The following is a 24,010-nucleotide window of genomic DNA, read 5'->3' as shown; positions in this document are numbered from 1 at the left end:
TCCGCCCTCGTCGAGGCGCGAAATAACGGCTGTAGCGTCTGGTCCGAATCAGCCGGTTCAATCGGCCGCCAGCGGCCGTCGCCGAGTCGGTCGCGGGCACTCATGAGCTACGTTCCAGTATCGGGAGGGGGGCTTTGCGCGGACGTTACTCCACGTCTCCCTCCCGCGGTTGCTTGAGAACGCCGCAATGAATTCTGCTCCCTTTCCGTCGCTCACGCCGCATGAACTGGTGCAGCTGCTACTGCAGAAGCGCAAGTTGCTGATCGTGCCAGCCATCGTCGGCGGATTGCTGGCGGCGGCGTATTCGCTCATCACGCCGCGGTACTGGGAGGCGTCGCAGGGACTGGTCGTCCGCCAGGAAACCGCCGGCGCCAAGGGGCCGACTCCCGGCAAATTCGCCGACCTCTACGAGATGCGTACGCTCCAGGAAACCATCCTTGAGGTTGCCAAGAGCAAGCAAGTCGTCGTGGGGACCCTCAAGGCGGTCGATCAGAAGTTGAACGGCGTCGCCAGCGAGCCCGACGCTGAAGCGATTGAAAAGTTCCGCGAGCGGCTGAAGATGCTCCCGCCCCATGGCGGCGAATTCGGCAAGACCGAAGTCTTTTATTTCTACGTCAAGGACCCCAACCGCGAGCGTGCCATCGAACTGGTCGGCGAGCTCTGCCGCCAGCTCGACGCGGCTCTCAAAGAGCTGCGCACGGAACGGGCTCAGAGTCTGGTCGCCGAACTGCAGCAACAGGTGAATCTCGCCGCCGACATGAACGCCGAACAAACGGCGAAGCTCGCCGCGCTGGAGAAGGAAGTCGGCCCCGACCTCGGCGAGCTGCGCATGCTCCATACCTCTTCCAGCGGCCAGAGCGATCTTCGGACCGAGGTCGTTCAGCTGGAAGCCGATCTGCGCAAGTTTCAAACCCAGGTTCGCGAATCTGGCGAGCTCCTGAAGCTGCTGCAAGCCTCGCAGCAAGACGCTCAGCAGTTGATTGCCACGCCGAACAGCCTCCTCACGTCCCAGCCCGCCTTGCGGCAGTTGAAAGATGGCCTGATCAAGTCGCAGATCAGCACGGCTCGCCTGGAAGGGACACGTTCGGCCGAGCACCCGCAAGTGAAGGCGGCGGTCGAAAGCGAAAAGCAAATTCGCAACGATCTTCACCGCGAGCTAGACGCAGCCATTCAGGGCGCGCAGGTAGAGCAACAGCTAGCCGCGCAGCGCGTCGAGGCGACCGAAGCGCGCCTGAACAACCTGCAATCGCGATTGGCGAACCTCGCCCAGCAGCGTGCCGAATACGCCAACCGCGTGGCCGCGGTGGAAAACAGTCGGGCCTCGCTGAACCAGGCTCGACAGAATCTCAGCACCGCCAAGGCCGCCGAGGCGGCGGCGCAGGGAGCGAGCCTGGTCACCAAAATCGGTCAGCCCGAGACCGGCCCATATCCGGTGGGCCCGGGCCGAACGTTGATCACTGCTGCCGGCGCCGTGGCCGGCTTCATGCTGGGCGTCGGTCTGATCTTCTTCAGCGTGGGCGCTCCCGTCGCGGGCGCTCGCCAAGACGTGATCGGCGTCCGCCCCGCAGCGTCGCCCGGCGACGTGCAGATGACGCGCAAGCCAGAGTTTTCCAAGCTCGAGCCCGCGAAGCGGCGCTTCGCGCCGGCGCCAGTCGCCGAGCGCAGTGGTGCGGGGCCGACTGAGCAGCTGGCCGCTGCGTCGACAACCGCACAAACGTGGGACGTCGAAGTCCGTCCGACCATCGAACGACGCGCTGAAGCCGCGTCGGCCGGACTGGCTGCCGCATCGAAGAGCCTCATGGCCGTTGGAAACCGCCCGGCCGTCGCCGTTGGCGCGGTCGACGCGGCGGCGAGCACTTCGACGGTCGGCCAGCGTAAGCCATCGCTGCCGATTCCGCCAGGCGCTTTGCCCACGACCGCCGGCAGTTTGCCGCCGGTCGGATTCGCAACGGCGACGGCCCCCATCTCGCTGCAGGAGGCGATCCTGGCTGCCAAGCAGTCCGCCAGTTGAATTGCCGTCGGCCAAACTTCTTCGTCGTAAGCATCCACGTCGCCTGCCGTTCTCATGGAAATCGTCCTCGCCATCCTCGCTGTCGTGGGCCTGCTCGGGTGGACGGCGTACGCGCGATGGGGCTCGCTCTGGGTGGGGTGCGCCGCGTTCATCGCCCTCGGCTATGTCCTGGCGCCGCCGCTGTGGACGGCGCACATCGGTCCGATTCCGCTGACCATCGATCGGGTGCTGTTGCTCGGCTTCGGCGCTGCGTTCGTGTGGAAGTGGCGGCAGGGCGAACTTGCGCTGCGTCATGTTTCAGCTGCCGACTGGCTGCTGCTTGCCGCGATCGGTTACTTCACGCTCCGCTGCGCGATCACGCCGACGCCGCCGGCGGACGGTTCGACCGTCAAGCCGTGGTGGCGACTCATCGCGGCCTTCTGGATTCCCGCAGCACTCTATCTTGCCGCTCGGTCGTCCCCAGATGGCGAGCGACAATGGCGCGGCATGCTCTGGATTCTCGCCGCCCTGGGCGGCTTCTTGGCGTTCACCGCCTTTGCTGAAATCAGCAAGCAGTGGTGGGCAGTCTTCCCTCGCTATATCTCCAATCCGCTGCTCGGCACGCACTTCGGTCGCGCTCGCGGGCCATCGCTCAATTCAGCCAGTTTGGGCGTGATGCTCACGGTTTGCTTCTGGGCTGGTTGGATGCTGTGGCCGCGTCTGTCCCGAATTCAACAGGCCGCCGTCGGCGCGCTCCTGATCGCCATCGTCGGCGGCATTTACTTCACCTACACGCGCTCGACATGGATCGGTCTCGCCGCTGGACTAGCAGTCATCCCCTTGATTCAGCTGCCGCAATGGCGAGCCGCGCTGATCATTCTGCTGCTCCTCGGCGGCGCGGTGGGGACCGTCGCCTTCGGCGAGAAAGTGACCAACCTTGGCCGTAAGGACACTGATGGATCGGCGGAGCACTCGGTATATCAACGCGCGTCGTTCGTGTACGTCTCGATGCGCATGTGGCGCGACGCGCCGCTGCTCGGTTGCGGCTTCGGTCGTTATTACGACCTGAAGATGCCCTATCTCTCCGATCGCAGCCAACAGCTAGAGCTGGAATCGCTCCGCAACCTCGACCATCACAACACGCTGCTCAGCATCATGGTCGAGACCGGGATCGTCGGCATCTCGCTGTTCCTCGCCTTGCTGGTTGCCTGGACCCGTTCCGCCTGGCAACTTTACCAGGCCGACGATCTGCCGACATGGGAACGATCTCACGGCCTGTTTCAACTGGCGGTGCTCATTAACTACCTGTCCTCCGCGCTGTTCCACGACCTGACGCTGCTGCCGACCGAGCACTGGCCCCTCTTTCTGACCGCTGGCGTTTCCGCGGCGCTGCTGGCACGACGTGCGGCATCGCATGCTCGTCTCGGCGCCGCGTCGCTGTCGAACGACTGGCCCACGACAGCTCGCGTCGCCGCCACTTAATCGCATCAAGTCGCCAAGATTCCTCGAGACACGCCATGAATGCCCGCCCGCAAATCGCCTTGTTTGGCATGTCGATTGATTCACTCAATATGCAGGAGAGCGTCACCGCCATTCTGGAGTGGTGCCGCGCGCCGCGCGAACGGCGCTGCCTGTACGTCGTCACGCCCAACGTCGACCATACCGTCATGTTTCAAACGAATCCCGCGCTGCGCGACGCCTACGCCGGTGCGGCGTTGGTATTGGCCGACGGGGCGCCGGTGGTCTGGGCGTCGCGGCTGCTTGGTCGCCGCCTGCCGGAACGCGTCGCCGGGAGCGACTTGGCGCCCGCCCTCCTGAAACGCGCCACTGCCGACGGCCAGTCCCTGCGCGTCTTTCTGCTCGGCGCGGCGCCCGGCGTCGCCGAGCGGGCCGCCGCCAACATCGAGCGTCGCTGGCCCCAGGTCGAAGTCGTCGGCGTTCTCTCGCCGCCGCTCGGCTTCGAGACGAGCGTCGCGGAAAACCAGCGAATTTACAGCGCCATCGCCGCCGTCCAACCCGACCTCGTGCTGCTCGGACTCGGGGCCCCCAAGCAAGAGCTTTGGATTCACGACCACGCCGACCAGATTCAAGCCAAGGTGGCATTGTGCGTCGGCGCAACGATCGACTTCCTGGCGGGCGAGAAGAGCCGTGCGCCCCGTTGGATGCGTCGCTGCGGACTCGAGTGGTTTCACCGCCTGGCCACCGAACCGGGACGCCTCGCCAAGCGCTACCTGCGCGACGCCTGGATTTTCCCGCAACTCGTGTGGCAAGATTGGCGCGGTCGCGAGACCGCTCGCAGCTAAGTTTGCTACACTGGCGGCATGCCCCACCGCAACGCCATTGTCATCGCCGTCGACGGCCTGCGCGCCTCCGCACTCGGCGCGTACGGCAACACCTGGCATGCGACGCCGGCGCTCGATCGTTTGGCGAGCGAGGCGGTCGTTTTCGACTGGATGATCGCCGACTCGCCGCACGTCGCTGGTTTTTACCGCGCGGCCTGGCTGGGAGTCGAAACGCCGCGCGACGGCGTCGAGCGCTCACTCGCCGAATACCCCGCCGGAACTGGCCTGCTGCGACTGTTGGTCGACGGCGCCGTCCACGGTGCGCTGACCACGGACGACCCTCGGCTCGCGGAAGCGGCCGAAAAACTCGGCGTGAGCGACGTTCGCAGCGTCGAATTCCCTCAGCCTGAAACGGCTGGCGCCATTGCCGACACGCAGCTCGCGCAACTCTTCGCGATTGCCGCCGACCAGATTGAACGCTGGAGCGACGCCGGCACTGAGAAGGCCGCTGAGAGTCCGCCCAGGTTGCTGTGGATTCACGCGCGCGGCTATCACGGCGCGTGGGACGCGCCGACTGAGCTCCGGCAGTCGCTCCTCGACGATGAGGATCCGCCAGCGCTCCAGTTCGTCATGCCGCCGGTGCGCCTCGAGACGGATGACCATGACGAGTTGTTGCTCCACCGCGCCGCCTACGCGGCGCAGACAGTTGTGCTTGATGAGTCCGTCGGCATGCTGCTGGCGACGCTGGAAAACGCCGTGCTGGCGGACTCGACGCTGGTGATGCTCGTCGGCTGCCGCGGTTTCGCCCTGGGCGAACATGGCGCCGTCGGCAGCGAAGTGCGCGAGCTCTACGGAGAAGTGACGCATGTGCCGCTGCTGGTTCGTTTTCCCCACAGCACCCAGGCCCCGCCGCCGAGGTCGAGCAACCTCATGCAGCCCGACGAGATCGGGCGCATCCTTTCGCGTTGGTTCGGCGTCGCTGAGCAGTCGTGCGCGCACGACGTCGCCGCGGGCGGCGAATTTAGTTTTGCCGGCGGTCGCGTGCATGCGCTATCGACGGGGGGGGCTGGGGAGTTGGCGGTGCGTACGGCGTCCTGGTTGTTCCGACGGTCTGGGATGGAAACGGACCATGAAGCGACTCCGGGACGCGTCGAGCTTTACGCGAAGCCCGACGACCGGTGGGAAGCCAACGAAATCGCCAATCTCCTTCCCGAAGTGGCGGCTGAACTGGAGGCTGTAGGTGCTGAGTTTCGCCGGTCCGGCGGCTCCACGGACAGTCACGCTATCGTCAACGTCGACGTCGCTTTCCGCGATTGACGCACTGCGACCCGTCTTTGATCAGCAAGCACGTCCGCGCGCGGCCGCCGGGCGGTGCTATCACTGCCGGGCAAAATCAGCGCAAGTCAAGATTTTCAGGCGACTTGCAACCGATAAGTGACCTAGTGCGGCGCGGCGCTGCTTCCTACACTCCGCCCCGCGTCTGTCGGCGGCGCAGCGAGCGGTCGACAGGCTTGTCTCTCCTTCACGCAGCCAATGCGCGCAGCCAGGATGGTCACGCGATGCTCGGACAAGGACGTCCGATAACGGCGCTCCGCGCGTACGCGCCCCTCATCGCCTTGATGGCGACGGCGGCGACGTTCGTCGCCGGCTCGCCGTGCGCGCTGGCCGAAATCGTGGAAGCGCGCTGTCGCTTCGCCTGGGGCAACAGCAGCTCGGCGGCGCAGAAGTGGACCGGTTCGGTTCTGCTTTCCGCAGGCGACCTCGCCGATCTGCAGCCTCTCGGCGTCGAAGCCGATGAAGCGGCGGCGTTGAGCCTTGCCGAGCGACAAGTGCGCGTCACCCCGCTGGTGCGACGCGCCTTCGACGGCTTCGACGTGACGATTCGCGCCGACGAATCGGCAACGCTCACCGTCGACCTCCGACCCGCTCCCGACGCGCCGGCCAAACCGATCGAATTCACCGTCGGCGCGCTGGCCAAGCAAACGCAACGTGCTCCGCTCGACGAACTTGGCGGCTTCCTCATCGTCCAACGGACGCCCGGAGATCAGCTCCGCGTTCGTTTGGAGCGCGAGCACCTGGTGTTCGCGCCCCAAGAATCCTTCAAGCTTGCGGTCGAACCCCAATTGCAAGACGACCTCGCGTCGCCCGCGACGCTGGAAGCCAAACTGTATCGCCACAACTCATCCACCGTTTTGTGGCAGACGACCGCGACCTACGACCCCAAATCAAATGCGTCGCTCCCCCTGGAGCTCGCCGTTCCGCAGGACGAAGGCTCCTACCGGCTGCGCATCGCGCTGGTGCGCCGTCCGGAAGGCTTTGCCAGTCGACTGGCGCCATGGGACAAGGGTTCCGAGCTAGCAGGACGCAACATCGGGTTCGTGGTGGTCGACCCGGCGACGCGCTTGCCCCGCTTGACGAGCAACTGGGAAACGGTGGCCACGATCGACGCGACCAGTTCCTCCTGGTGGCAACGCGTGCCGCAATGGACGCAGATGGAGAAACTTCCCGGGTTCACCACGCCGCGGCCGCTCGGCAATGTCAAGCCGCTGATCTCGGCGGCCGGCAACGGATTGGTCGAACTCCCGCCGACGTCGCCCGGCGAAGATTTGGCTTGGCAGGCCTACCTTTTGCCCGTCCGCGACGTGGGCGAACCTCACGCCGTCGAAGTCGAAGTCCCCCGCGCCCTTCGGCAACATCTGGCGGTCAGCATCGTCGAGCCCGACGCCGCCGGTCGAGTCCAGACGTTCGGACGCGACTGGGGAGTCTTCAGCGACGACCGCTCAGTAGAAACCGCCGCAAGCCCCCACGGCGTCGAGGTCCACCGCTTGGTCTTCTGGCCGCGGACGAAATCGCCCGCGGTCATCATCGCCAATCGTTCCCATGAGCGCGGCGCGCTTTACGGGAAGATTCGCCTGCGGCGTCGCGAGACGGCGCCCGCGCCGGCCGAGCCTCCCGCCTCAACGACCCAGTCGCGGCTCGCAGCCGCTTATATCGCCGCACCGAAGTTTGCCGATTCCTTCGGCGGCTCAAGCGATTTCGACGAAGAGGGCGGCGTGAGCATCGCCGGCTGGCACGCCTTCCTCACTGCCGCCAATCGACTTGCGCAGCAGCTGCACGCCTCTGGCTACAACGGGGCGATCCTCGCCGTCGCGGCCGACGGCGCTTCGTTGGCGCCCGTCGCTGGACTGGGCGACTCGCCGCGCTTCGACTCCGGGCCGCTCGGCTCGACTGGGGAAGACCCCATCCGCAAAGACATTTTGGAAGTGCTGCTGCGCGTGTTCGACCGCGAAGGCCTCACGCTCGTTCCCGCCGTGGAGCTCGCCGCTCCGCTCCCTGGATTGGAGGCCCTTGCCGCCGCCGGCGACGACAACCTTGAGATCAGCTGGCTGGGCGTCGACGGCCGCCCCTGGCGCGCGCATCATCCATCCGAGTCGGCGACCGCGCCTCACTACAACTTGCTTCACGCCGGCGTGCAGCGCGAGTTAGCGATGATCGCCGAGCGTCTGGCCGAACGTTACGACGCCCACCCCGCATGGGGCGGGCTAGCGTTTCAGCTTCACGGCGCCGGGTTCGGCGTGCTGCCCGGGCTGGAGTGGGGGCTCGACGATCAAACCGCCGGCATGTTCGCGTCGCAGTCGAAGCTCATGCTGCCGACGGGCGGCGCCGACCGTTTTCGCCGTCGCGCCGACATTCTACTGGGACAAGGTCTTCCCGCCTGGAAGACATGGCGGACCGAACAAACGACGACCTTCTACCGTTCGATCGCTCAGCAACTCGCGAGTCGCCGACCCGACGCGCGACTCGTTCTCTGTACGGAAGACCTTTTTGCCGGCGCAGGGACCTCCCAGCGCCTGCGACTCGCTGTTGCGGGACGCGCGTCGGTCGACGAAGTCATCGCGGAGACGGGACTCGATCTGGCGCAGCTAGCCGCGAGCCCCGGGATTTCCGTGCTACGGCCGCGCCGACTCGGCGCCGAGGAATCGGTCGACGCCTCGGCCGCCGACGTGCGCATCAACCAATCGTCGGAACTCGATCAACTCTTCGCTTCCCGCTTTTCGAGCGGCGAAGCGCTGTACGATGTGCCATTGCGTCTCCGCTTGCCGTCGTTCGACGCTCAGAGTCCTTTCGGCGCCGAGCAAACGCGGCTCTCGCTGGCAGCGCCGTCAACGCCGACGGGCGATGAGGCGTTGCGCGGGTTGGCCGCAGCCCTCACATCGCGCGATTTCGCCATGGTGGCTGCAGGCAGCGAGACTTGCCCTCTGCTGGATAATCGGGCCCACGCCGAAGCATTGCGCGTCTTTCAGCAGATCCCGGCTGCCGCCGGCGATGTTCGCACTGAGCGTCGCCAACCGATCACGATGCGCATCTATCGCGAAGCCGAGTCGACCACGATTTGTCTGATCAACGAATCGCCGTGGGCTGTCACGATGGATATTCCGCTGGCGGCCGACGGAGCCATCGTCTGGCGTAAGCTCGGCATCGAGCAGGGCGTCGACGCCGCCCAGGCGTCGGCCGACCCCTCGCTGAGCGGCACGCTTCCCGAGGGGCCGAAGAAGTGGGCGGCGACGCTGCCCCCATTCGGGATCCAGGGGCGCAAGTTCTCATCGCGAAACGTCAAGGTCGGCGTGTGGACGCCCCAACTCGGTCCCGAGGCCAAAGCGGCGCTTGCCCGGCAGGTTGCGGCCTACGAACAACGGATGGCAAACCTGGAAGTCGAACGTCCCTACAGCGAACTGCAGAACCCCGACTTCGAACTCGTCGGCGATGCGGGCCAAATGCTCGGCTGGCAGCCGCGGATTGGCGCCGCCGGCGTTGTGGAACTGGCCGCGGAAACAGCGCCGGTCACCGGGCGATCGCTCCATTTGAAGAGCGAAGACGCGCTCGGCGTCGCCGTCCAAAGCCACCTCTTTCCGATCCCTTCCACCGGACAGGTCACCGTCCGGGCGCGCATCCGCGGCGACGGCTTGCAGCCCGGTTCACAACTTTATGCGTGGTTTGAGTATCAGTCTGGCGGCGTCACGCGTCAGCATTACGTCGCCATCGGCGCCGAACGACCGGTCGGCGCGGCGTGGAGCGACTACGAGTTTGCCGTCGATGATCTCCCGCTGGCGAGCAGCGGACAAATGCGGATTCAATTCCACCTCGTCGGTCAGGGCGAAGCTTGGATCGACGACGTGCGGATGTTTGATCTGCGGTTCTCCAAAGAACAGCGGTATCAGATCTCCAAGCGACTCTACGCGGCGAAAACCGCGCTGGAAGAAGGGCAGCTCATGGACTGCCAGCGGCTGATCGACGGTTACTGGCCGCGGTTGTTTGTCGAGCAGGCCCCGGTGGCAAGCATTGCTTCCAAGCCCGCCGATGCGACGACGGCTCCCAAGGCGACGCAAGCCGACGAGCAGGGTATCAGCGACCGCCTCCGCGGCATGGTGCCGCGCATCTTGCGCTAGCGTGCACTAAACGTCGCCCCGCTGCGAGTTCTCGGGCGCTGGATTGCGCGTCTCACGCGGTCGCGCCATGCGCGTGATGCACCTGATCAATCACGCGCATCGCCTGCCACTTGCCGGTGCGATAACGGGCGACGTAGATGACAGCCAGCGCACAGACCCAAATCGCGATGAACCACCACGCCCCATAGACGCTGAAATCGAACTTATTGACGCCCATGTACGTCCCCAGACCCATGAGGAACGACATGCCGCAGCTCACGAACATGACGAACCGCGTGTCGCCGGCGCCGCGCAAGATGCTGACGAGAATGATCACGGCCGCGTCGAACATGTTGTAAGCCGCAACAAACCGCATCAAGTAGCTAGTCATCGCCTCGACATCAACCTTAGCCGATTTGCCCTCTGCCTCTCCAGCCGCTTGCGGCGTAGCTTCCCCCGGCGAAACCTCAGCCGTCACCGCCGCCGCTGGCACGTCCCCATGCGTAAAAAACGTCTGCAAAAAAAGTCGCGGCGCCAGGACGAACACCAACGAGATGATCCCCATATAGAGCATGCTGAGCGATAGTGTCGTCCGCGCGGCGCGCACGGCGAGGTCGGGCCGGTCCTCGCCCAGCTTCTGCCCGACCAGCACGGCCGTCGCCATGCCAAAACCCCACACCGGCATGAACGCGACTTGACTGATGCGAAAGGCAAGGCTGGTTGCCTCAGCCTCGGCCGCTCCGATTTCGGCGACGAACATCATGAAAACGGCAAACCCGCTCACATCCAGCATCATTTGCACGCCGCTGGGACCGCCGAAACGAATCATGCGACGGAGCAGCTGACGGTCGGGTTTCACGTCGGCCGTGTTGAACGCCGCACGATTGGCCGGCATCAGCGCGAGGCCGGCGTACATACCGGCGCGGCACCACTGAGCGAGCACCGTCGCCCAGGCGGCGCCGGCCACGCCCCAGGACTCGACGCCGATTCCCAACACCAGCACGCAGGCCAGCAAGAGATTGATGACGACCGCGCCAGCGTCGACGACCATGACGACCCAGGTCTTGCCGCGGCCGCTGTAGAAACATTCCAGCGACTGCGCCATCAGCATCCCCGGCGCGCCGTAACACAAGATTTGAAAGAAAATCGTCTCCAGCCGGGCGAGCTCGGCTTCGTGATCAAAGAGCCCGAACAACGTCGGCGCGAACAATTGCGCCAGCGGCACCAATAACGAAAACGAGAGCGCGAGCCACACGCCCTGCCACACGGCGGGGCCGATCTTGTCCGGCTGATCGTCGCCGAAAAACTGCGCCACAAACGTGCTGCTGTACGAGCAGATGCCCCAGAACAAACTCAGGGCGGCGAACCAGATGATGCCCGCCAGATACGCGGCAGACATTGCCGTGCCAGAGACGCGCATCAAAATCGCGGAGTCGATGAAATTCATCAACGTCCACGACAACGTGGTGACCACCATCGGCAGCGCAATCTGCAACACGTCACGTACGCCGGCCGGCCGCGACCACCATGATTCCCGCATTTCGCTTCCGTTCGACATGAAGAACCGCCTAGCTTAACTGCGATGCCATCCCTTGCTCCAAACTCTATCCAACTGCCATCACGAAACGGAGTTACCACTGAGAACACAGAGGTCACGGAGAAGACGCTAGAAACGGATTTCCTTCAATCTTCCTCTGTGCTCTCTGTGTGCTCTGTGGTTAACGCGTTACCCGCCAAGCATTTCAAGAATGCTGGCTGTGGAATCCGACTTTTCAGGGGGGCTATAAAAGCGTTGGCCTGTTGTGGCGTGTCGTAGGAGACACCGCGATTCGCACGCAGGTTCACTCTGCCGACGCCAGCGGATTGGGCTCCTCGACCGCCGGATGGACGCCCGGCCCGTCGACGCTGTACCACTTCGCCAGGACGTCACGCCAGCCGCCCGCAACCTTGACCATCCCAAAGTCAGCCCGCACCTCCGCATGCTGCGGATGAAGCTGCGAATACTTAATGCCAAATTTCCGCATCGTCGGGATGCAGCGCTCGACGCCATACAACTCCTCGGCCAGCCGATAATGCTCGGCGATCACGTCGCGCTGCTCCCGCAATGTCGGCGGCGCCGGCATCGGCAGGCCCGCCGCGAGCGCCCGCGCCTGCCGAAAGATCCACGGATTGCCGATGCAGCCGCGCGCCGCCGTGACGCCGTCCACGCCCGTGTATTCCATCATGTCGAGACAGGCCTGCGCGTTGAACAAATCGCCGCTGCCGAGAATCACCCGCTCGCCGGCGTACGACTTCAGCTCGCGCAAAAACTCCCACCGCGACGGACCGTCGTAGCGCTGCAGCACCGTGCGGCCATGCACCGTGATCGCCGCGACGCCGCGCTGGTAGGCCCCGTCAAAAATCTCAAAAAACTTCTCGCGGCTCTTGGCGGAGTCGTCGATCCCGCGCCGCATTTTGAGCGTCACCGGGATGTGCGCCGGCACGGCGTCGCGCACGCGGCTGACGATTTCGAGCGCCACTTCCGGCTGGCTCAAGTGAAATCCGCCGCGGCAGCGCCCCAGCACCTTCTTCACGGGGCAACCGAAGTTGACGTCGATCACGTCGAAGCCCTTTTCGACGAGCTTCTGCGCCGCCGGCCCAAACTGCTCCGGCTCGGCCCCCATCAGCTGCCCGGCGACGGGATGCTCCTCGTCCGCAACATGCATCAGGTGGCTGTTGCGCGGCCGATCCTTCACCTGCATAATGAAGTAATCGAGCATCACCTCGCAGAGCGTGTAGCTGGCGCCGAGCCGGCGAGCGATCACCCGCATCGCCGTATCGCTATATCCGCTCAGCGCAGCCTGCACCACCGGGAAATCGAGCTCCAGACTTCCGATGCGCAGCGGCTTCAGCGAGTGGGCGGTGGCGAGATTCATGATGGCGCGGCAGGAACGTTCATTCTTCGGCTATCGGCAGCTTCGTCAAGCGTCGCCAAAGCCGCGACAATTTCAGCCAGCACCGCCGTGTCTGATTCAACCTCGGCGCGCTCATTCAGGATGGCGGCAACTCCAATTTCCGGGTGAAGGGTCGCGATGCGGCCCAGCGCCCACGCCGCCGCGGCACGCACCAGGGACGCGCCGTCATTCAGCCCCATCGCCAGCGCCGACAGCCCCGACGCCTCCCCCCGGTTCCCCAACACAATGGCCGCATTCCGCAATAAACCCTCTCGATGCGGCCGCCACAGCGGCGTCTTCCGGAACCGGCGGCGGAAGTCCGCCTCGTTGAGGGAAAATAATTCCGCCAGTTCAACCGGATTCATCGACTCCAGTGGTTGCAATTCGGCGATCGCGCTCACCGGCGCGAAACGGTTCCAGGGGCAAACTTCCTGGCATACGTCGCACCCGAACACCCAGTCGCCGATGCCCGCACGCAACGCCGCGGGAACATGGTCTCGCAGCTCGATCGTGAGATAACTGACGCACCGCGACGCATCGAGCACCCCCGCCTGCGGAAAGGCGTTGGTCGGGCACGCGTCGAGGCAAGCGGTGCAGGAGCCGCAGTGGTCGCTCTCCTGCGGCGCGTCGTACGCAAGTTCCACGTCAGTCAGCAGCGCCGCGAGAAAAAAGTAGCTTCCCGCATCCCGATTCAGCAGCAGCGTGTTCTTGCCGATCCAACCGAGCCCGGCGAGTTGGGCAAACTCTCGCTCGAGCAGTGGCGCGGTATCGACGACGCCGCGCGTCGCGGCGTCCGGGACGAGTTGTCGCAAGTAATCGGCCAGATCGTGCAGCCGCTCGCGAATGAGATCGTGGTAGTCGGCCGCGCCCCAGGCGTAGCGGGCGACCCTCCCCTGCCCCGCCGCGACCCGCTTCGGATCGGCGGTGCGGTAGTGGAGCCCCAGCATCACGACGCTGCGCACCCCTTCGAGCACATGCCGCGGGTGGGCGTACGCTTCCCGCCGCTCGCTCAGGTAATGCATCTGCCCAGCGTAGCCGCGGTCGAGCCACTCGTTAAGCCGCGCCGCCCCGCGCGCATCCACGGCCGGCGCAACGCCGGCCAACCCAAACCCTAAAGCCTGGGCGTGCAACTTCAGCGCGGCGGTCAGCTCCACGGGCGACATTCGCCCATTGTAAGCGGCCGCCGCCGACGCGGCAGGCGGCCTGCGCGTCGCGAAGGTAGCGGTGGCGACGATTGTGCCGCCCCGCGGCCGCATTTCGCGGCGAATTGCCGCAGAATCTCGCCGCATTGCTCGGATCAATCGCTCGCAAATGTTTGCGACCAGCCCGCGCTCCAATTAGCCTGAAAGTTGTCCCTCGCAGCGCGTTCTAGGCCAACTCCTCCCGCCTCTCCTGGCGCGTTCCACGCGACAATTCACACCTTAGGCTTTCGCACCATGAACATTCGACGCTCGTTGATGATGGCTACCATCGTTTCCACTGCCGGCGCTCTCGGCAGCCAGGCTCACGCCCAATGCGGCCCCTACGGCGGCGGCTACGGCTTTGGCGCCTGGGACATGGGCCGCCTCTACGGCGTCATGGCCGACAACGTCCCCTACTTCGCCGCCTTCCCACCGGTTTACTACAGCGCTCCCGTGCCGCGAACTTACGGCTACAGCCCCTTCGCCTATCCGCCGGGCGTGATGACCCCCGACCTCGTCGAGACGGTGAGCGAGCCGCAAGTCATCGAGAATCCCTACATCTCGCCAGCGCCAACCGGCGAAGGTCCGGCGATGATCGCTCCGGAAACGGTCGATCAAACCACCAGCGTCGCCCCCGTCCGCGGGCCGCAGGTGATTCTCAATCCGTATGTATCGCAAACCGGCGGTGCCAGCGGGATGGCCTCGGCGGCCGGCGGGGCAGCTCGCTAAACCGTCTGAAGTTCAACGTTCAATCGCGATAGCATCTTGCTAGCGTCGCCGAGCCTCCTGGCTCGGCGACGCTTTTTTTATGGGGTGCGGCATCTATTGATGGGGTGCGGCATCGTGATTAGTCGTTATGAGCGGAGCGAAGGATGACGCGATGCGAGCTTGCTTCACCGCCCCCCATCAATCAGCACTGCTCTAGACTCCCTCCGCCGGTTCGCTATCATCCCCCCCGTCACGGCCGCGACGCAGCGCAACGTCGCGAGCCGCCACCTGGGCAGAAAGGATGCTGCCGATGCGGTACGCCGCCACCTTCGCATTTCTTGTTGTCACGCTCGTCGCCGGCTGTCGCAGCCAGTCGACGCCGCTCACCAATCCCTTCCTCACGCCCGACCGCGTTCCCCCGCCGTCGACGCAAACTCTGGCGCCCGGCGCCGCGCAGCCTTACTACCCCGGCCAGACTATGCCCGGCACGGCGCCTCTCGCCGCCGGCGCTCCGGCCTATCCGCAAATCCCCGCCGCGGCCGCTCCTCCGAACACCTTCGTCGCGCCCCCTGGCGCCCTCCCCCCGGCGTCAGCCTACCCAGGCGCTGGCGCGACCTATCCCGGCGGTACGTTTCCATCGAGCCCCGTCACGCCGACCACTCCCCCGCTCGGCGGCGGCGTTTACCCGCCGCAGGCCAAAGGCGAATCGATCGGCGTCCCCAGCGATGCACAATCGATGCGCTTTGCTTCCGCGACGCTCACCCCTCAATCATCGTCCGCGTCGGCGTTTGGCGATGCCGCCGGCGCCGCGGGCGGAACATCCGCGCAGCCGGCGCAGTTCCGCACGCCTATTCAATCGATGCTTCCCGTCGCCGGTGCGTCGAACCCGCCAGGCGCCGATCGCGCCTTCACGCCCAACGCCGGCATGCAGAGTTCGCAGCAAGCGGCGCAGATCAGCGGCGTCACCCCGGCTGAATACCAAGCTCCAGTCGGCACGGTAAAGGCCACCGCCGCCAACGGCGGCGCTCCCGCGGGTGCGATCTCGGCGCCGGCTGCTGCCGACGGCTTTCGTCCCCAAGGGAGCCAGCCTCGCACCGCAGCCACCTCCGAACCTGCCAGCGCCACCGGGTTCCGCCCACCGTCGATCGGCAATCAAACCGCGGGCGGCGATAGCCCGAACGCCCGCTTCGGCGTCGGCCCTCAGCAGGAATGGCTCCGCGGCCAACTCGAATTCCATCCGGACGGCCGGTGGGCCATCAACTACATGGCCGACGGACCGAAAGATCAAATCGGCGGGCGGGTGCAAATTGAAAACCCGCAAGTCCTGGCGAATCTCTCGCCCGGCGAGTTCGTCGTCGTCGAGGGCCAACTCTTCGGCCAGCAAATCGACGAAGCCTCGTACCAGCCGGTCTACCGCATCTCGTCGGTCCAACGTCAACGTCAATAGACATTTGAGTAAGGCGAAGGGGTCGGGGGCTTTTTGCCGCCGAAGAGATTTTTGGCAAGCTTACGCCCCCAGCGGCAACAGGCCCCCGACCCCGTTCAACGTCACGCTCTCGTTTGACGCCCGCGCTCCGCACGACCTATTCTTAAACCAAGGGGGCCGGCAACCACCCCAGCCGCTTGCGGCTTAGCCGCATCGTTCTCCCTAGAGCACTTTCTCTCACGGCTTACGACCGACGGCAGCATGGACACCAAGCGCGGCATGGACGTTTCGCGGGTGCCGCGCGGTTGGACTCGTTCCGTCCGCGCCGCCGCGGGCGATCGACTCGCCAAGTGGGCCGCCTATCTCCCCAAGATCGCCGAGCTCGAGCCCAGCCTCCAAAAACTCGCCGATCACCAACTCCGCAAAGAAAGCCTCGGCCTCCGCTATCGGGCCCGTAGCGGCGAGCCCCTCGACAAGCTCCTCGTCGAGGCCTTCGCCCTCGTTCGCGAAGCGGGCCGCCGCAAGCTCGGCATGCGCCACTTCGACGTCCAGCTCCTCGGCGGCGCCGCCGTCCATCACCGTTCGATCGTCGAGATGCAAACCGGCGAAGGCAAAACCCTCACCGCGACGCTGCCGATGTATTTGGCGGCCATCGAGGGCAAAGGCGCCCACCTCGCCACGGTCAACGACTACCTCGCCCGCCGCGACGCCGAGTGGATGACCCCGCTCTACGCGGCCCTTGGCATGACCGTTGGCATCATTCAGGGCCAACAGCCGCAGGACCAGCGCCGCCAAGCCTACGCCTGCGACGTCACCTACGGTACGGCCAACGAGATGGGCTTCGACTTCCTGCGCGACCGCCTCCTCCTTCGCAGCCTCAGCGGCGGCCAGCAAGACATCTTCGGCCAGATGATCGGCGGCTCTGCCGGCAAGAGCGACGAGCCAGTGCAGCGCGGCCTCCACTTCATGCTCGTCGACGAGGCCGACAGCATCCTGATCGACGAAGCCCGCACGCCGCTGATCATCAGCGCGCTTCCCGGCGAGGACGAACAAATCGCCGCCGAGGCCTACCGCTGGGCCGCCGACGTGAAAACCAAATTCGTCGAAGACGAACACTTCGAATACGATCACGACGAACGCTCGATTGAGCTCACGCTCGCCGGCCGGCAACTCGTTCGCGGCCTGCCGAAGCCCGCCGCCATGGATCGCCTCCCCCTCTCGACGATCTACGAATACGTCACCCGGTCGATCAAGGTCGCGCGCGAGATGTTCCTCAACCGCCAATACGTCGTCCGCGACGGCGAGATCGTCATTGTCGACGAATTCACCGGCCGCCTCGCCGAAGGACGCAAGTGGCGGGCCGGCATCCACCAGGCCGTCGAGGCCCAGGAGGGGGTCGAGATCACCTTCGCCACGAACCAGGCCGCCCGCATCACGGTGCAGGACCTCTTTCTCCGTTACGAACGACTCGGCGGCATGACCGGCACGGCCTCGACCAGCGCCCGCGAGCTCCGCAAGATCTACACGGTCCACGTCGAACCGGTCCCCACCAACCGCCCGCCGATCCGCAAGCAACTCCCCACGCTGGTCTTCGGCGACGCCGAGCAGAAGTGGCACGGCGTGGTTGCCGACGCCCTCGAGCAGCACGCCCTCGGCCGCCCCGTCCTCATCGGCACCCGCTCGATCGACAAAAGCGAAAAGCTCGCCGGCATGCTGGCCGAGCGCGGCGCCGCCGTCACGGTGCTCAATGCCAAGCACGTCGAACGCGAAGCCGAAATCGTCGCCGCCGCCGGCGAGCTGGGCAAAATCACCGTCGCCACCAACATGGCCGGCCGCGGCACCGACATCCGCCTCGGCCCCGGCGTCCTCGAACTTGGCGGCCTCCACGTCATCTGCACCGAGCTGCACGAAGCCCAACGCATCGACCGCCAACTCATCGGCCGCTGCGGCCGCCAAGGCGACCCCGGCACCTACCGCCAGTTCCTCGCCCTCGACGACGAAATCCTCCTCGGCGGCTACGGGCCCAAGAAATCCGAACGCCTCAAACGCCGCGGCGCCGCGGCGACCGGCCCGATCAAGGGACTCGACTCCCTCTTCCGCAAGGCGCAAGAGCGCGTCGAACGCCGCCACTTCCGCGACCGCAAGGTCATGCTCTACCACGAGAAGGAACGGCAGAAGGTCCAACGCCAAATGGGTCAGGACCCGTATCTCGATACGCCGGGCTGATGGCCGCCGCTGCGAGTGGGGCCGCCGCAGGAGGAGTCCATCCTATCTTGTTTCGCGTTTGGCGAGACTCGCCTCCGTTTAGTGCTCAAGTGCGAAAGTCTAACGAGTCCCGAGGGGCAGCGGGTGACTTTACCTGGAGAAGCGCAGCCAATTGGCTGGACAACAACGTGTCCATGTTTTAATTTGCATCCGCGGCGGCATCGGTCCGTATCGTTGTTCGTCCCCCTTCTCATAAGTCTCAAGCGCTCAAGGCAGTTCTGCCACGGAGTCTGCGTGCCTTCACTTGGTTTGCGTTCGTCTTTCAAGATTGTGTTGCTTGGTCGCTTGGCGTTGCTGACGCTCATTGCCTCGTCCCAGTTGCTCGGCTGCGGCAAAACCGCTCCGCCGCCCATCGATCGGACGCGCATCGAGGACGTTGCCAGTTGGCACCAACTCTATGCCGCCTCTCACGGTCGAAAGCTGCCCCCCGACGAGGCGGCGTTCGTCGCTTTCGTCGAGGCCAAGATGAAGGAACGGGGCCAGCCATTTGACGCCGCTGCCTTTCTCGTCTCCCCCCGCGATGGGCAGAAGTTCGTCGTTCAATACGGAACAGGGTCGGTAACCCTTGGTGCAGACAGTAGTGTGGTTGTTCACGAGAAAGAGGGATACGACGGCAAACTATTGGTGGGATTCCAATCAGGCCGCAGCGGAGAAGTCGACGCCGCGGAACTTCCTGCACTCACAGCGGCCAAGCCGTAGTCAGCTCGTTGATCCGCTCAATCTCCAGTTTCGTCTTATTCTCTAGCCCGGCAGCGCTGCCGCCCAGCCAGCGTGCGACCATCCACTTTAGCAATTTGTTGAGAGGTGCATCCATGGCATCACGGCCATTGTCTACTGCTCGCCGACGCGCATTCACGCTCGTCGAACTGTTGGTCGTCATCGCGATTATCGGCGTACTCGTCGCCTTGCTGTTGCCAGCCGTCCAAGCGGCGCGCGAAGCCGCCCGCCGTTCGCAGTGCACCAACAACCTGAAGCAAATGGGATTGGCGCTCCAGAATCACGTGAGCGCCCTGGGGACCTTTCCCCAAGGAGGAACCGATCCCTGGCACGATGAAGGCACGACGAAGTTTGACAAAGGCTACGGCTGGATGGTGCAGATCTTGCCGTACGTCGAAAACGCGACTCTACGCGACATCTCCAAGGGCTACGGCGCCGGCGACCGGCAACGCGATCTCCAGGTCCGCAAAACGCCGGTTCCAATGTACTTCTGCCCCAGCCGGCGGATGAATATGGTGCGGATCGGTCCCTCGGGCGCCGAAGACTGTTCGCAGGGGTGCGCGCTCAATGATTACGCCTCGGCCACTCCCGCCAATCCCACCCTCGGTGATATCGCGGCCAAAATGGCTGACCCGTCCAAGATGACGCAGACCGAACAGGAGAATTCGTTCTGGCAGAATGTTGGACACGGCAACGTTACCAAGGGCAAGGACTACCAAGGCGTCATTACGAGAACGGTAGCCGCCGAGCCTTGCAAGCCAAAGCACATCACCGATGGTCTCTCCAACACCATCGCCATCGGTGAAAAACGCGTCCTCAGCGATCGATACGAGCTCGGCGACTGGTGCGACGACGTCGGTTGGACCGACGGCTGGGACCCCGACATCATCCGCTACACCGGCAGCCGGCCCGGCCCCGACGTTGTCAGTGGCACTCCCCTGCCCGCTGGCGAAAGGTTGGATTTCGGCTTCAATTTCGGGGCCGTCCACCCGAGCGGCTTCAACGTCGTCTATGCCGACGGCCACATCGGGACGTTACAGTACGACATTGACCTTGGCACGTTCAACGCGCTCGGCCATCGATCAGACGGCCTGTCAGTAACCGTGAATTAACGTACCCCTGCAACACATTCAGCATTCTGCCCTCGGGCCGCCCTAGGTTGGCCCGAGGGCTTTTTTTGTTTGTCACTCTTCTGTTCCTCCCCCTCCCCCCAGGACTGGTCCGCTTCAGCGACCAGTCGCCCCGCCAAATCGCGCCCCACGCGCGCTAAAAGTGGCCGCGCCGCCCCAAATTCTCCCCAGAATCTCGCCAAAAGATTCCCCCCACTTTTGTGTTGAAAATGGGCCACGCGATTCGCTAACGTGAACACCTGTTCATGTTGGTGGACGAATGAAAATCTCGCGCCTTGGCGTGAGATCTTCTTCTGGAGCGAATAGGAAAGGGGGAAAAAAGATGATCCTAGAAAACCACATCCGCGGCCGCCGCCGCGTGCTCGACGACGCGAAAAAGGCCCGCCTCTGCGAGCTGATCGATCAAGAAAGCTATACCGTCGAACAAGCGGCCGAGTCGCTCGACGTTTCCTTGCGCACCGTCCAGCGCGAACGCCGCTACGACCAAGACTTCGATCACGAAGTGCGGCTCGCGCTGCAGCAATCGCCCGATCCCTTGAAGCTGATGGAACACGCCGCCAGATCGCACTGGCGGGCCGCCGCCTGGCTCTTGGAGCGGACCAAGCCCGAAGAGTTCGCGCGTAAGCCGGTGAACATGACGAGCCTGAAGCTCGTCGCCACGGCGTTCCGCTACATCCAGGAGGCGGCGCTGGAGACCGTCCCTGCGGAGTGCCGCGAAGCCCTCTATCGCCACACGCAAGCGGCGATCGAACAGTCGTTCGACTGCTGCTTCCCCATGCGCGGGAAGTGGGGCGAACCGAAGATCAAGCAGCTGCCGTTCGCGACGCCGCTGGCCGATGTCCAGTCCAGTAAGTTCTGGGGCGAACCAGTCGGCGTCCTCCACGACTACGACGAAGAGGGAAACATCGTCTTCCCGCCGCCGGTCGACCCGGCCGAAGTCGCCGCCCGCCAAGCGCGGGTTGCCGAACTCAAGCAGCGCCTCGCCGAGCGCCGCCGCCAGGAAGCGCTCGGCCCCCGGCCGGCGGCAGGAATTCTGTCGCCGAAAACGGCGGAAACGACAGAATTCAACGCGACAAAAAGCGCCGCGACAATAAGCGACGCGACAGAAATCCCATCCCCAGGCGACCCGTTAGCCGCGACGGACAGCGGAGCGCTCCCCGCCGAACCAACCGCCAACAACATTCTGTCGCCAAAACCGCCGGAAACGACAACAACCGTCGCGAACACATCATCCCCCGTCGACGGCAACCTCGAACTCGTCATCGCGCTGGTCGAGCGCACCATCGACGACGAATGCCCCGAGACCTGGCACGACACCGAAGAGCTCGATCATCCCGACGCGCAAGATCCTGACATTCGCCTGCGGCTCCTCAGCGAGCGTCTTGAGCGTCACCGGAGGAAAGAGCGCCGCCAAGCGCGAGCCGCCGACAAGAAGGCCAAAGCCGCCAGAAAGCGCGCCCAAGCCCAACGCCGCCGCGCCGCGTGAACGCCCGACCCCTTCGCGGCACGTGCGCCGTACGGGCCTGCTAGACGCCATCAATGCGCCAGCGCCAACCCCTCCGCCTCCAACCGCACAATCACGCACTTAAACGCCGGCGTCTTGCTCGACGGATCGAGATGCCGGCTCACCAGCACGTTCGCTTCGGGGTAATACATCGCCGCGTTGCCGGGGCGGATCTCCTCGAACGGATGGATCCGCACGTTGCGCAGCGTGCCGGCGGGACCGTGGACGGCGACCGTCATGCTCGCATCGACGTGCAGCCGGCGGATGTCGTCGGGGTGGAGCAGGATCACGTCGCGGCGTTCGACGCCGCGGTAGAGATCGTAATCTTCGTAGACGACCGTGTTGAACTGACCCTCGCTGCGAATTGTCATCAAGCGAAGTTCGCGCTCGCCAGTTCCCTGGATCGCGGGCAGCTGATGCGTGTGCAGGTTCGCTCGGCCGTTGTACGTCGGGAAGTTGGCCTGATGGAACGTCCGCCCACCGACCTGAAACTCCTGTTTGTTCTTGTCGATCTCGGCGATCTGCTCATAACCCGGCACGATCGCTGCAATCGCGTCGCGAATCCGACCGGTGTCCTGCATTGAACGCCAATTAACGGCCTCCAACCCGTAATGCAGCCCCGGGCTCCGCCCGGGGGTAGCAGCGCCGTTGGACTCGGCGCCGTTGTGAGGGTTCAACCCCCCGGCGGAGCCGGGGGCTACAGCAGATCGATCGTGAAATCCCGCCACGCCCGCCGCGATCGAGGCGATCACCTCCACCTCGCTCTTCGGCCCGGCATGCCGCGCCGGACCGCCGTCGCTGAGGCGTATGTAGTTAAACATCGACTCCTGCGTCGTCGCCTGCGGCTCCTCGTCGCGGGCGAGCACCGGCAGAATGATCGTCTCCTTCGCGAGGCCAAACGCATGTCCCGTATTGAGCGTCGTGCTCAGGTAAACGAGCGTGTCGAGCTTCTCCAGCGCTTGCTGCGCGAACGTCGAATCGGGGTTCGACCCGTACAGATTCCCGCCAAGGCAGAGCCCGAATTTCAGCTCGCCGTTGTCGGCGCCCTCCATGCAGGCCATCGTGTCGCGCCCCTCGCTGGTCGGGAGCGTCACGCCGAAATGCGATTGGAGCCGATCGAACAGCACGTCCTTCAGCTTCGGCGTCACCCCGACCGAGCCGATCCCCTGGACGTTCGAATGCCCGCGGATCGGCATCAGCCCGGCGCCGGGCTTGCCGACCATGCCGCGGAGCAGCGCGAGGTTGCCGATGGCCTGGACGTTCTCCACGCCATGAACGTGGTGCGTGATCCCCATCGTCCAACTGAAGACGACATTCTTCGCCTTGGCGTACCGCTTGGCGATCTCGTCGATTTCCGCGCGCGGCACGCCGCTCTTGGCAATGATTTCCTCCCAAGTCACCGTGGCGAGCCAATCGCGCAGCTCGTCCCAGTTGTTGCAGTTGTTTTCGAGGAACGGCACGTCATGCGCTTTGGTCTCGACGATCTGCTTGCAGATGCCCGTGAGCAGCGCCAGGTCGCCGCCGATGTGCGGTTGAATGTAGAGGCTGGCGATCTTCGTCCCGAACAGCATGCTCCGCACGTCGCTGGGCACGCTGAAGTTGACGAGCCCCGTCTCCAGGATCGGGTTAATGACGACCACTTCGCCGCCGGCGCGCCGCACCGACATCAGCGACCGCATCAGCCGCGGGTGATTGCTTGCCGGGTTGCCGCCGATGACGAAGACGAGGTCGGCCTTCTCGACGTCTTCAAGCGTCACGGTCGCCGTGCCGCTGCCGGTGACGCTGGTCAGTCCGACGCCGCTCGCTTGGTGGCAGTAGTAGCTGCAGTTGTTGACGTTGTTCGTCCCGTAGAGCCGGGCGAACATCTGCAGCAGGAAGCCCGCCTCGTTGCTGCTGCGGCCGCTGAAGTACCAGAAGGTCTCATCGGGAGTCAGTTCGCGGAGCTTGCCGACGATGCGGCTGTAGGCCTCTTCCCACGAGATCGGCTGATACCGCTTCAGCTCGGTGGTGTAGAGAACCGGCTGCGTCAGCCGCCCGCAGGTTTCGAGCTCGCGCGGCGAGAGCCCCCGCAGCTCGTCGGGGCCGTACTTGGCCCAGAAGTCGGGCGTGATGGCCCCCTGCATGTCGGCGACCATGGCCTGGAGCGACTTCTTGCAGACCTCAGGAAAATGGCCCGCCTCGTTGACCATGCCGCCGCGCTGCCCCCCCATGCCAAGCGCACATGTCTTGCAGGCGTTCTTCGACCGCATCGCCTTCCACAGCTGCCAGATGCCGCCCGCTTCGCGTCCCTTGCGCAGGGTGTAGAGGAGCGCGGGCCAGCCGCCGCCGGTTTTGACTTTTCTCATCGCGGATTATCGAGGAGCAAGTGCGGCCAGGGCCGCTGGTCCGAGCTTCGCCTAACAGATAGGCTATACCGTTTGTCATGCTCACGGGGGCGGTCGTTGAGAG

At 64.9% G+C, this 24,010-nt stretch carries 15 protein-coding genes; 11 read left to right on the top strand and 4 right to left on the bottom strand.

Going from position 1 to position 24,010, the window contains the following annotated elements:
- Positions 1-187 precede the first annotated feature (187 nt).
- The 5 genes from I41_RS15005 (at position 188) to I41_RS14985 (ending at position 9,719) form a co-directional block, all read left to right on the top strand.
- Complete coding sequence (locus I41_RS15005; RefSeq protein WP_145433667.1) at positions 188-2,011, top strand: GumC family protein; 1,824 nt, start codon at positions 188-190, stop codon at positions 2,009-2,011.
- Between the two features lie 54 nt (positions 2,012-2,065).
- A complete protein-coding gene (locus tag I41_RS15000; RefSeq protein WP_145433665.1) occupies positions 2,066-3,472 on the top strand; it encodes an O-antigen ligase family protein in 1,407 nt (468 codons plus the stop codon).
- Between the two features lie 35 nt (positions 3,473-3,507).
- Positions 3,508-4,293: a WecB/TagA/CpsF family glycosyltransferase gene (locus I41_RS14995; protein ID WP_145433663.1), complete on the top strand. Its 786-nt coding sequence runs from the start codon at positions 3,508-3,510 to the stop codon at positions 4,291-4,293.
- 18 nt (positions 4,294-4,311) lie between these two features.
- A complete protein-coding gene (locus tag I41_RS14990; RefSeq protein WP_145433661.1) occupies positions 4,312-5,589 on the top strand; it encodes a sulfatase-like hydrolase/transferase in 1,278 nt (425 codons plus the stop codon).
- Between the two features lie 242 nt (positions 5,590-5,831).
- A complete protein-coding gene (locus tag I41_RS14985) occupies positions 5,832-9,719 on the top strand; it encodes a hypothetical protein (protein WP_145433659.1) in 3,888 nt (1,295 codons plus the stop codon).
- Between the two features lie 52 nt (positions 9,720-9,771).
- Here I41_RS14985 and I41_RS14980 read toward each other — a convergent pair whose 3' ends face one another.
- The 3 genes from I41_RS14980 to queG form a co-directional block, all read right to left on the bottom strand.
- Complete coding sequence (locus I41_RS14980) at positions 9,772-11,256, bottom strand: MATE family efflux transporter (protein ID WP_145433657.1); 1,485 nt, start codon at positions 11,254-11,256, stop codon at positions 9,772-9,774.
- 283 nt (positions 11,257-11,539) lie between these two features.
- Positions 11,540-12,613, bottom strand: a complete 1,074-nt coding sequence (locus tag I41_RS14975; protein WP_145433655.1) for a tRNA dihydrouridine synthase — start codon at positions 12,611-12,613, stop codon at positions 11,540-11,542.
- Positions 12,610-13,920: a tRNA epoxyqueuosine(34) reductase QueG gene (gene queG / locus I41_RS14970; protein WP_246133676.1), complete on the bottom strand. Its 1,311-nt coding sequence runs from the start codon at positions 13,918-13,920 to the stop codon at positions 12,610-12,612. Before queG ends, I41_RS14975 begins: the two co-directional genes overlap by 4 nt.
- A 147-nt stretch (positions 13,921-14,067) precedes the next feature.
- Here queG and I41_RS14965 point away from each other — a divergent pair, with 147 nt between their 5' ends.
- The 6 genes from I41_RS14965 to I41_RS14940 all read left to right on the top strand — a co-directional run bounded on the left by I41_RS14965 (position 14,068) and on the right by I41_RS14940 (position 21,544).
- On the top strand, positions 14,068-14,541 hold the full coding sequence (locus I41_RS14965; RefSeq protein ID WP_145433653.1) for a hypothetical protein: 474 nt from the start codon (positions 14,068-14,070) through the stop codon (positions 14,539-14,541).
- 289 nt (positions 14,542-14,830) lie between these two features.
- Positions 14,831-15,967 (top strand): hypothetical protein, encoded by a 1,137-nt coding sequence (locus I41_RS14960; RefSeq protein WP_145433651.1) that lies wholly within the window; start codon positions 14,831-14,833, stop codon positions 15,965-15,967.
- Positions 15,968-16,207: 240 nt separating this feature from the next.
- On the top strand, positions 16,208-18,172 hold the full coding sequence (locus I41_RS14955) for a preprotein translocase subunit SecA (RefSeq protein ID WP_145433649.1): 1,965 nt from the start codon (positions 16,208-16,210) through the stop codon (positions 18,170-18,172).
- A gap of 273 nt (positions 18,173-18,445) precedes the next feature.
- Complete coding sequence (locus I41_RS14950) at positions 18,446-18,910, top strand: hypothetical protein (RefSeq protein WP_145433647.1); 465 nt, start codon at positions 18,446-18,448, stop codon at positions 18,908-18,910.
- 113 nt (positions 18,911-19,023) lie between these two features.
- On the top strand, positions 19,024-20,040 hold the full coding sequence (locus I41_RS14945; RefSeq protein WP_145433645.1) for a DUF1559 domain-containing protein: 1,017 nt from the start codon (positions 19,024-19,026) through the stop codon (positions 20,038-20,040).
- A 340-nt stretch (positions 20,041-20,380) separates the two neighbouring features.
- On the top strand, positions 20,381-21,544 hold the full coding sequence (locus tag I41_RS14940; protein ID WP_145433643.1) for a hypothetical protein: 1,164 nt from the start codon (positions 20,381-20,383) through the stop codon (positions 21,542-21,544).
- A 50-nt stretch (positions 21,545-21,594) separates the two neighbouring features.
- Here the strand turns inward: I41_RS14940 and I41_RS14935 are convergent, their stop codons facing one another.
- Positions 21,595-23,907 carry a molybdopterin-dependent oxidoreductase gene (locus I41_RS14935; protein ID WP_246133675.1) on the bottom strand — a complete coding sequence of 771 codons (2,313 nt, stop codon included), beginning with the start codon at positions 23,905-23,907 and terminating at the stop codon, positions 21,595-21,597.
- Positions 23,908-24,010: the final 103 nt, after the last annotated feature.

It is taken from the genome of Lacipirellula limnantheis, from assembly GCF_007746075.1.
Lineage (GTDB): Bacteria > Planctomycetota > Planctomycetia > Pirellulales > Lacipirellulaceae > Lacipirellula > Lacipirellula limnantheis.
Note: the sequence above shows the minus strand (reverse complement) of the source record. Positions and strands in the feature narration are given on the sequence as shown.

Coding starts and splice junctions, on each gene's coding strand:
- I41_RS14990 (WP_145433661.1), top strand. CDS start 4,312: ATGCCCCACCGCAACGCCATTGTCATCGCCGTCGACGGCCTGCGCGCC.
- I41_RS14965 (WP_145433653.1), top strand. CDS start 14,068: ATGAACATTCGACGCTCGTTGATGATGGCTACCATCGTTTCCACTGCC.
- queG (WP_246133676.1), bottom strand. CDS start 13,920: ATGCGGCGAGATTCTGCGGCAATTCGCCGCGAAATGCGGCCGCGGGGC.
- I41_RS14960 (WP_145433651.1), top strand. CDS start 14,831: ATGCGGTACGCCGCCACCTTCGCATTTCTTGTTGTCACGCTCGTCGCC.
- I41_RS14985 (WP_145433659.1), top strand. CDS start 5,832: ATGCTCGGACAAGGACGTCCGATAACGGCGCTCCGCGCGTACGCGCCC.
- I41_RS14940 (WP_145433643.1), top strand. CDS start 20,381: ATGATCCTAGAAAACCACATCCGCGGCCGCCGCCGCGTGCTCGACGAC.
- I41_RS14980 (WP_145433657.1), bottom strand. CDS start 11,256: ATGTCGAACGGAAGCGAAATGCGGGAATCATGGTGGTCGCGGCCGGCC.
- I41_RS14935 (WP_246133675.1), bottom strand. CDS start 23,907: ATGAGAAAAGTCAAAACCGGCGGCGGCTGGCCCGCGCTCCTCTACACC.
- I41_RS15005 (WP_145433667.1), top strand. CDS start 188: ATGAATTCTGCTCCCTTTCCGTCGCTCACGCCGCATGAACTGGTGCAG.
- I41_RS14955 (WP_145433649.1), top strand. CDS start 16,208: ATGGACACCAAGCGCGGCATGGACGTTTCGCGGGTGCCGCGCGGTTGG.
- I41_RS14945 (WP_145433645.1), top strand. CDS start 19,024: ATGGCATCACGGCCATTGTCTACTGCTCGCCGACGCGCATTCACGCTC.
- I41_RS14995 (WP_145433663.1), top strand. CDS start 3,508: ATGAATGCCCGCCCGCAAATCGCCTTGTTTGGCATGTCGATTGATTCA.
- I41_RS15000 (WP_145433665.1), top strand. CDS start 2,066: ATGGAAATCGTCCTCGCCATCCTCGCTGTCGTGGGCCTGCTCGGGTGG.
- I41_RS14975 (WP_145433655.1), bottom strand. CDS start 12,613: ATGAATCTCGCCACCGCCCACTCGCTGAAGCCGCTGCGCATCGGAAGT.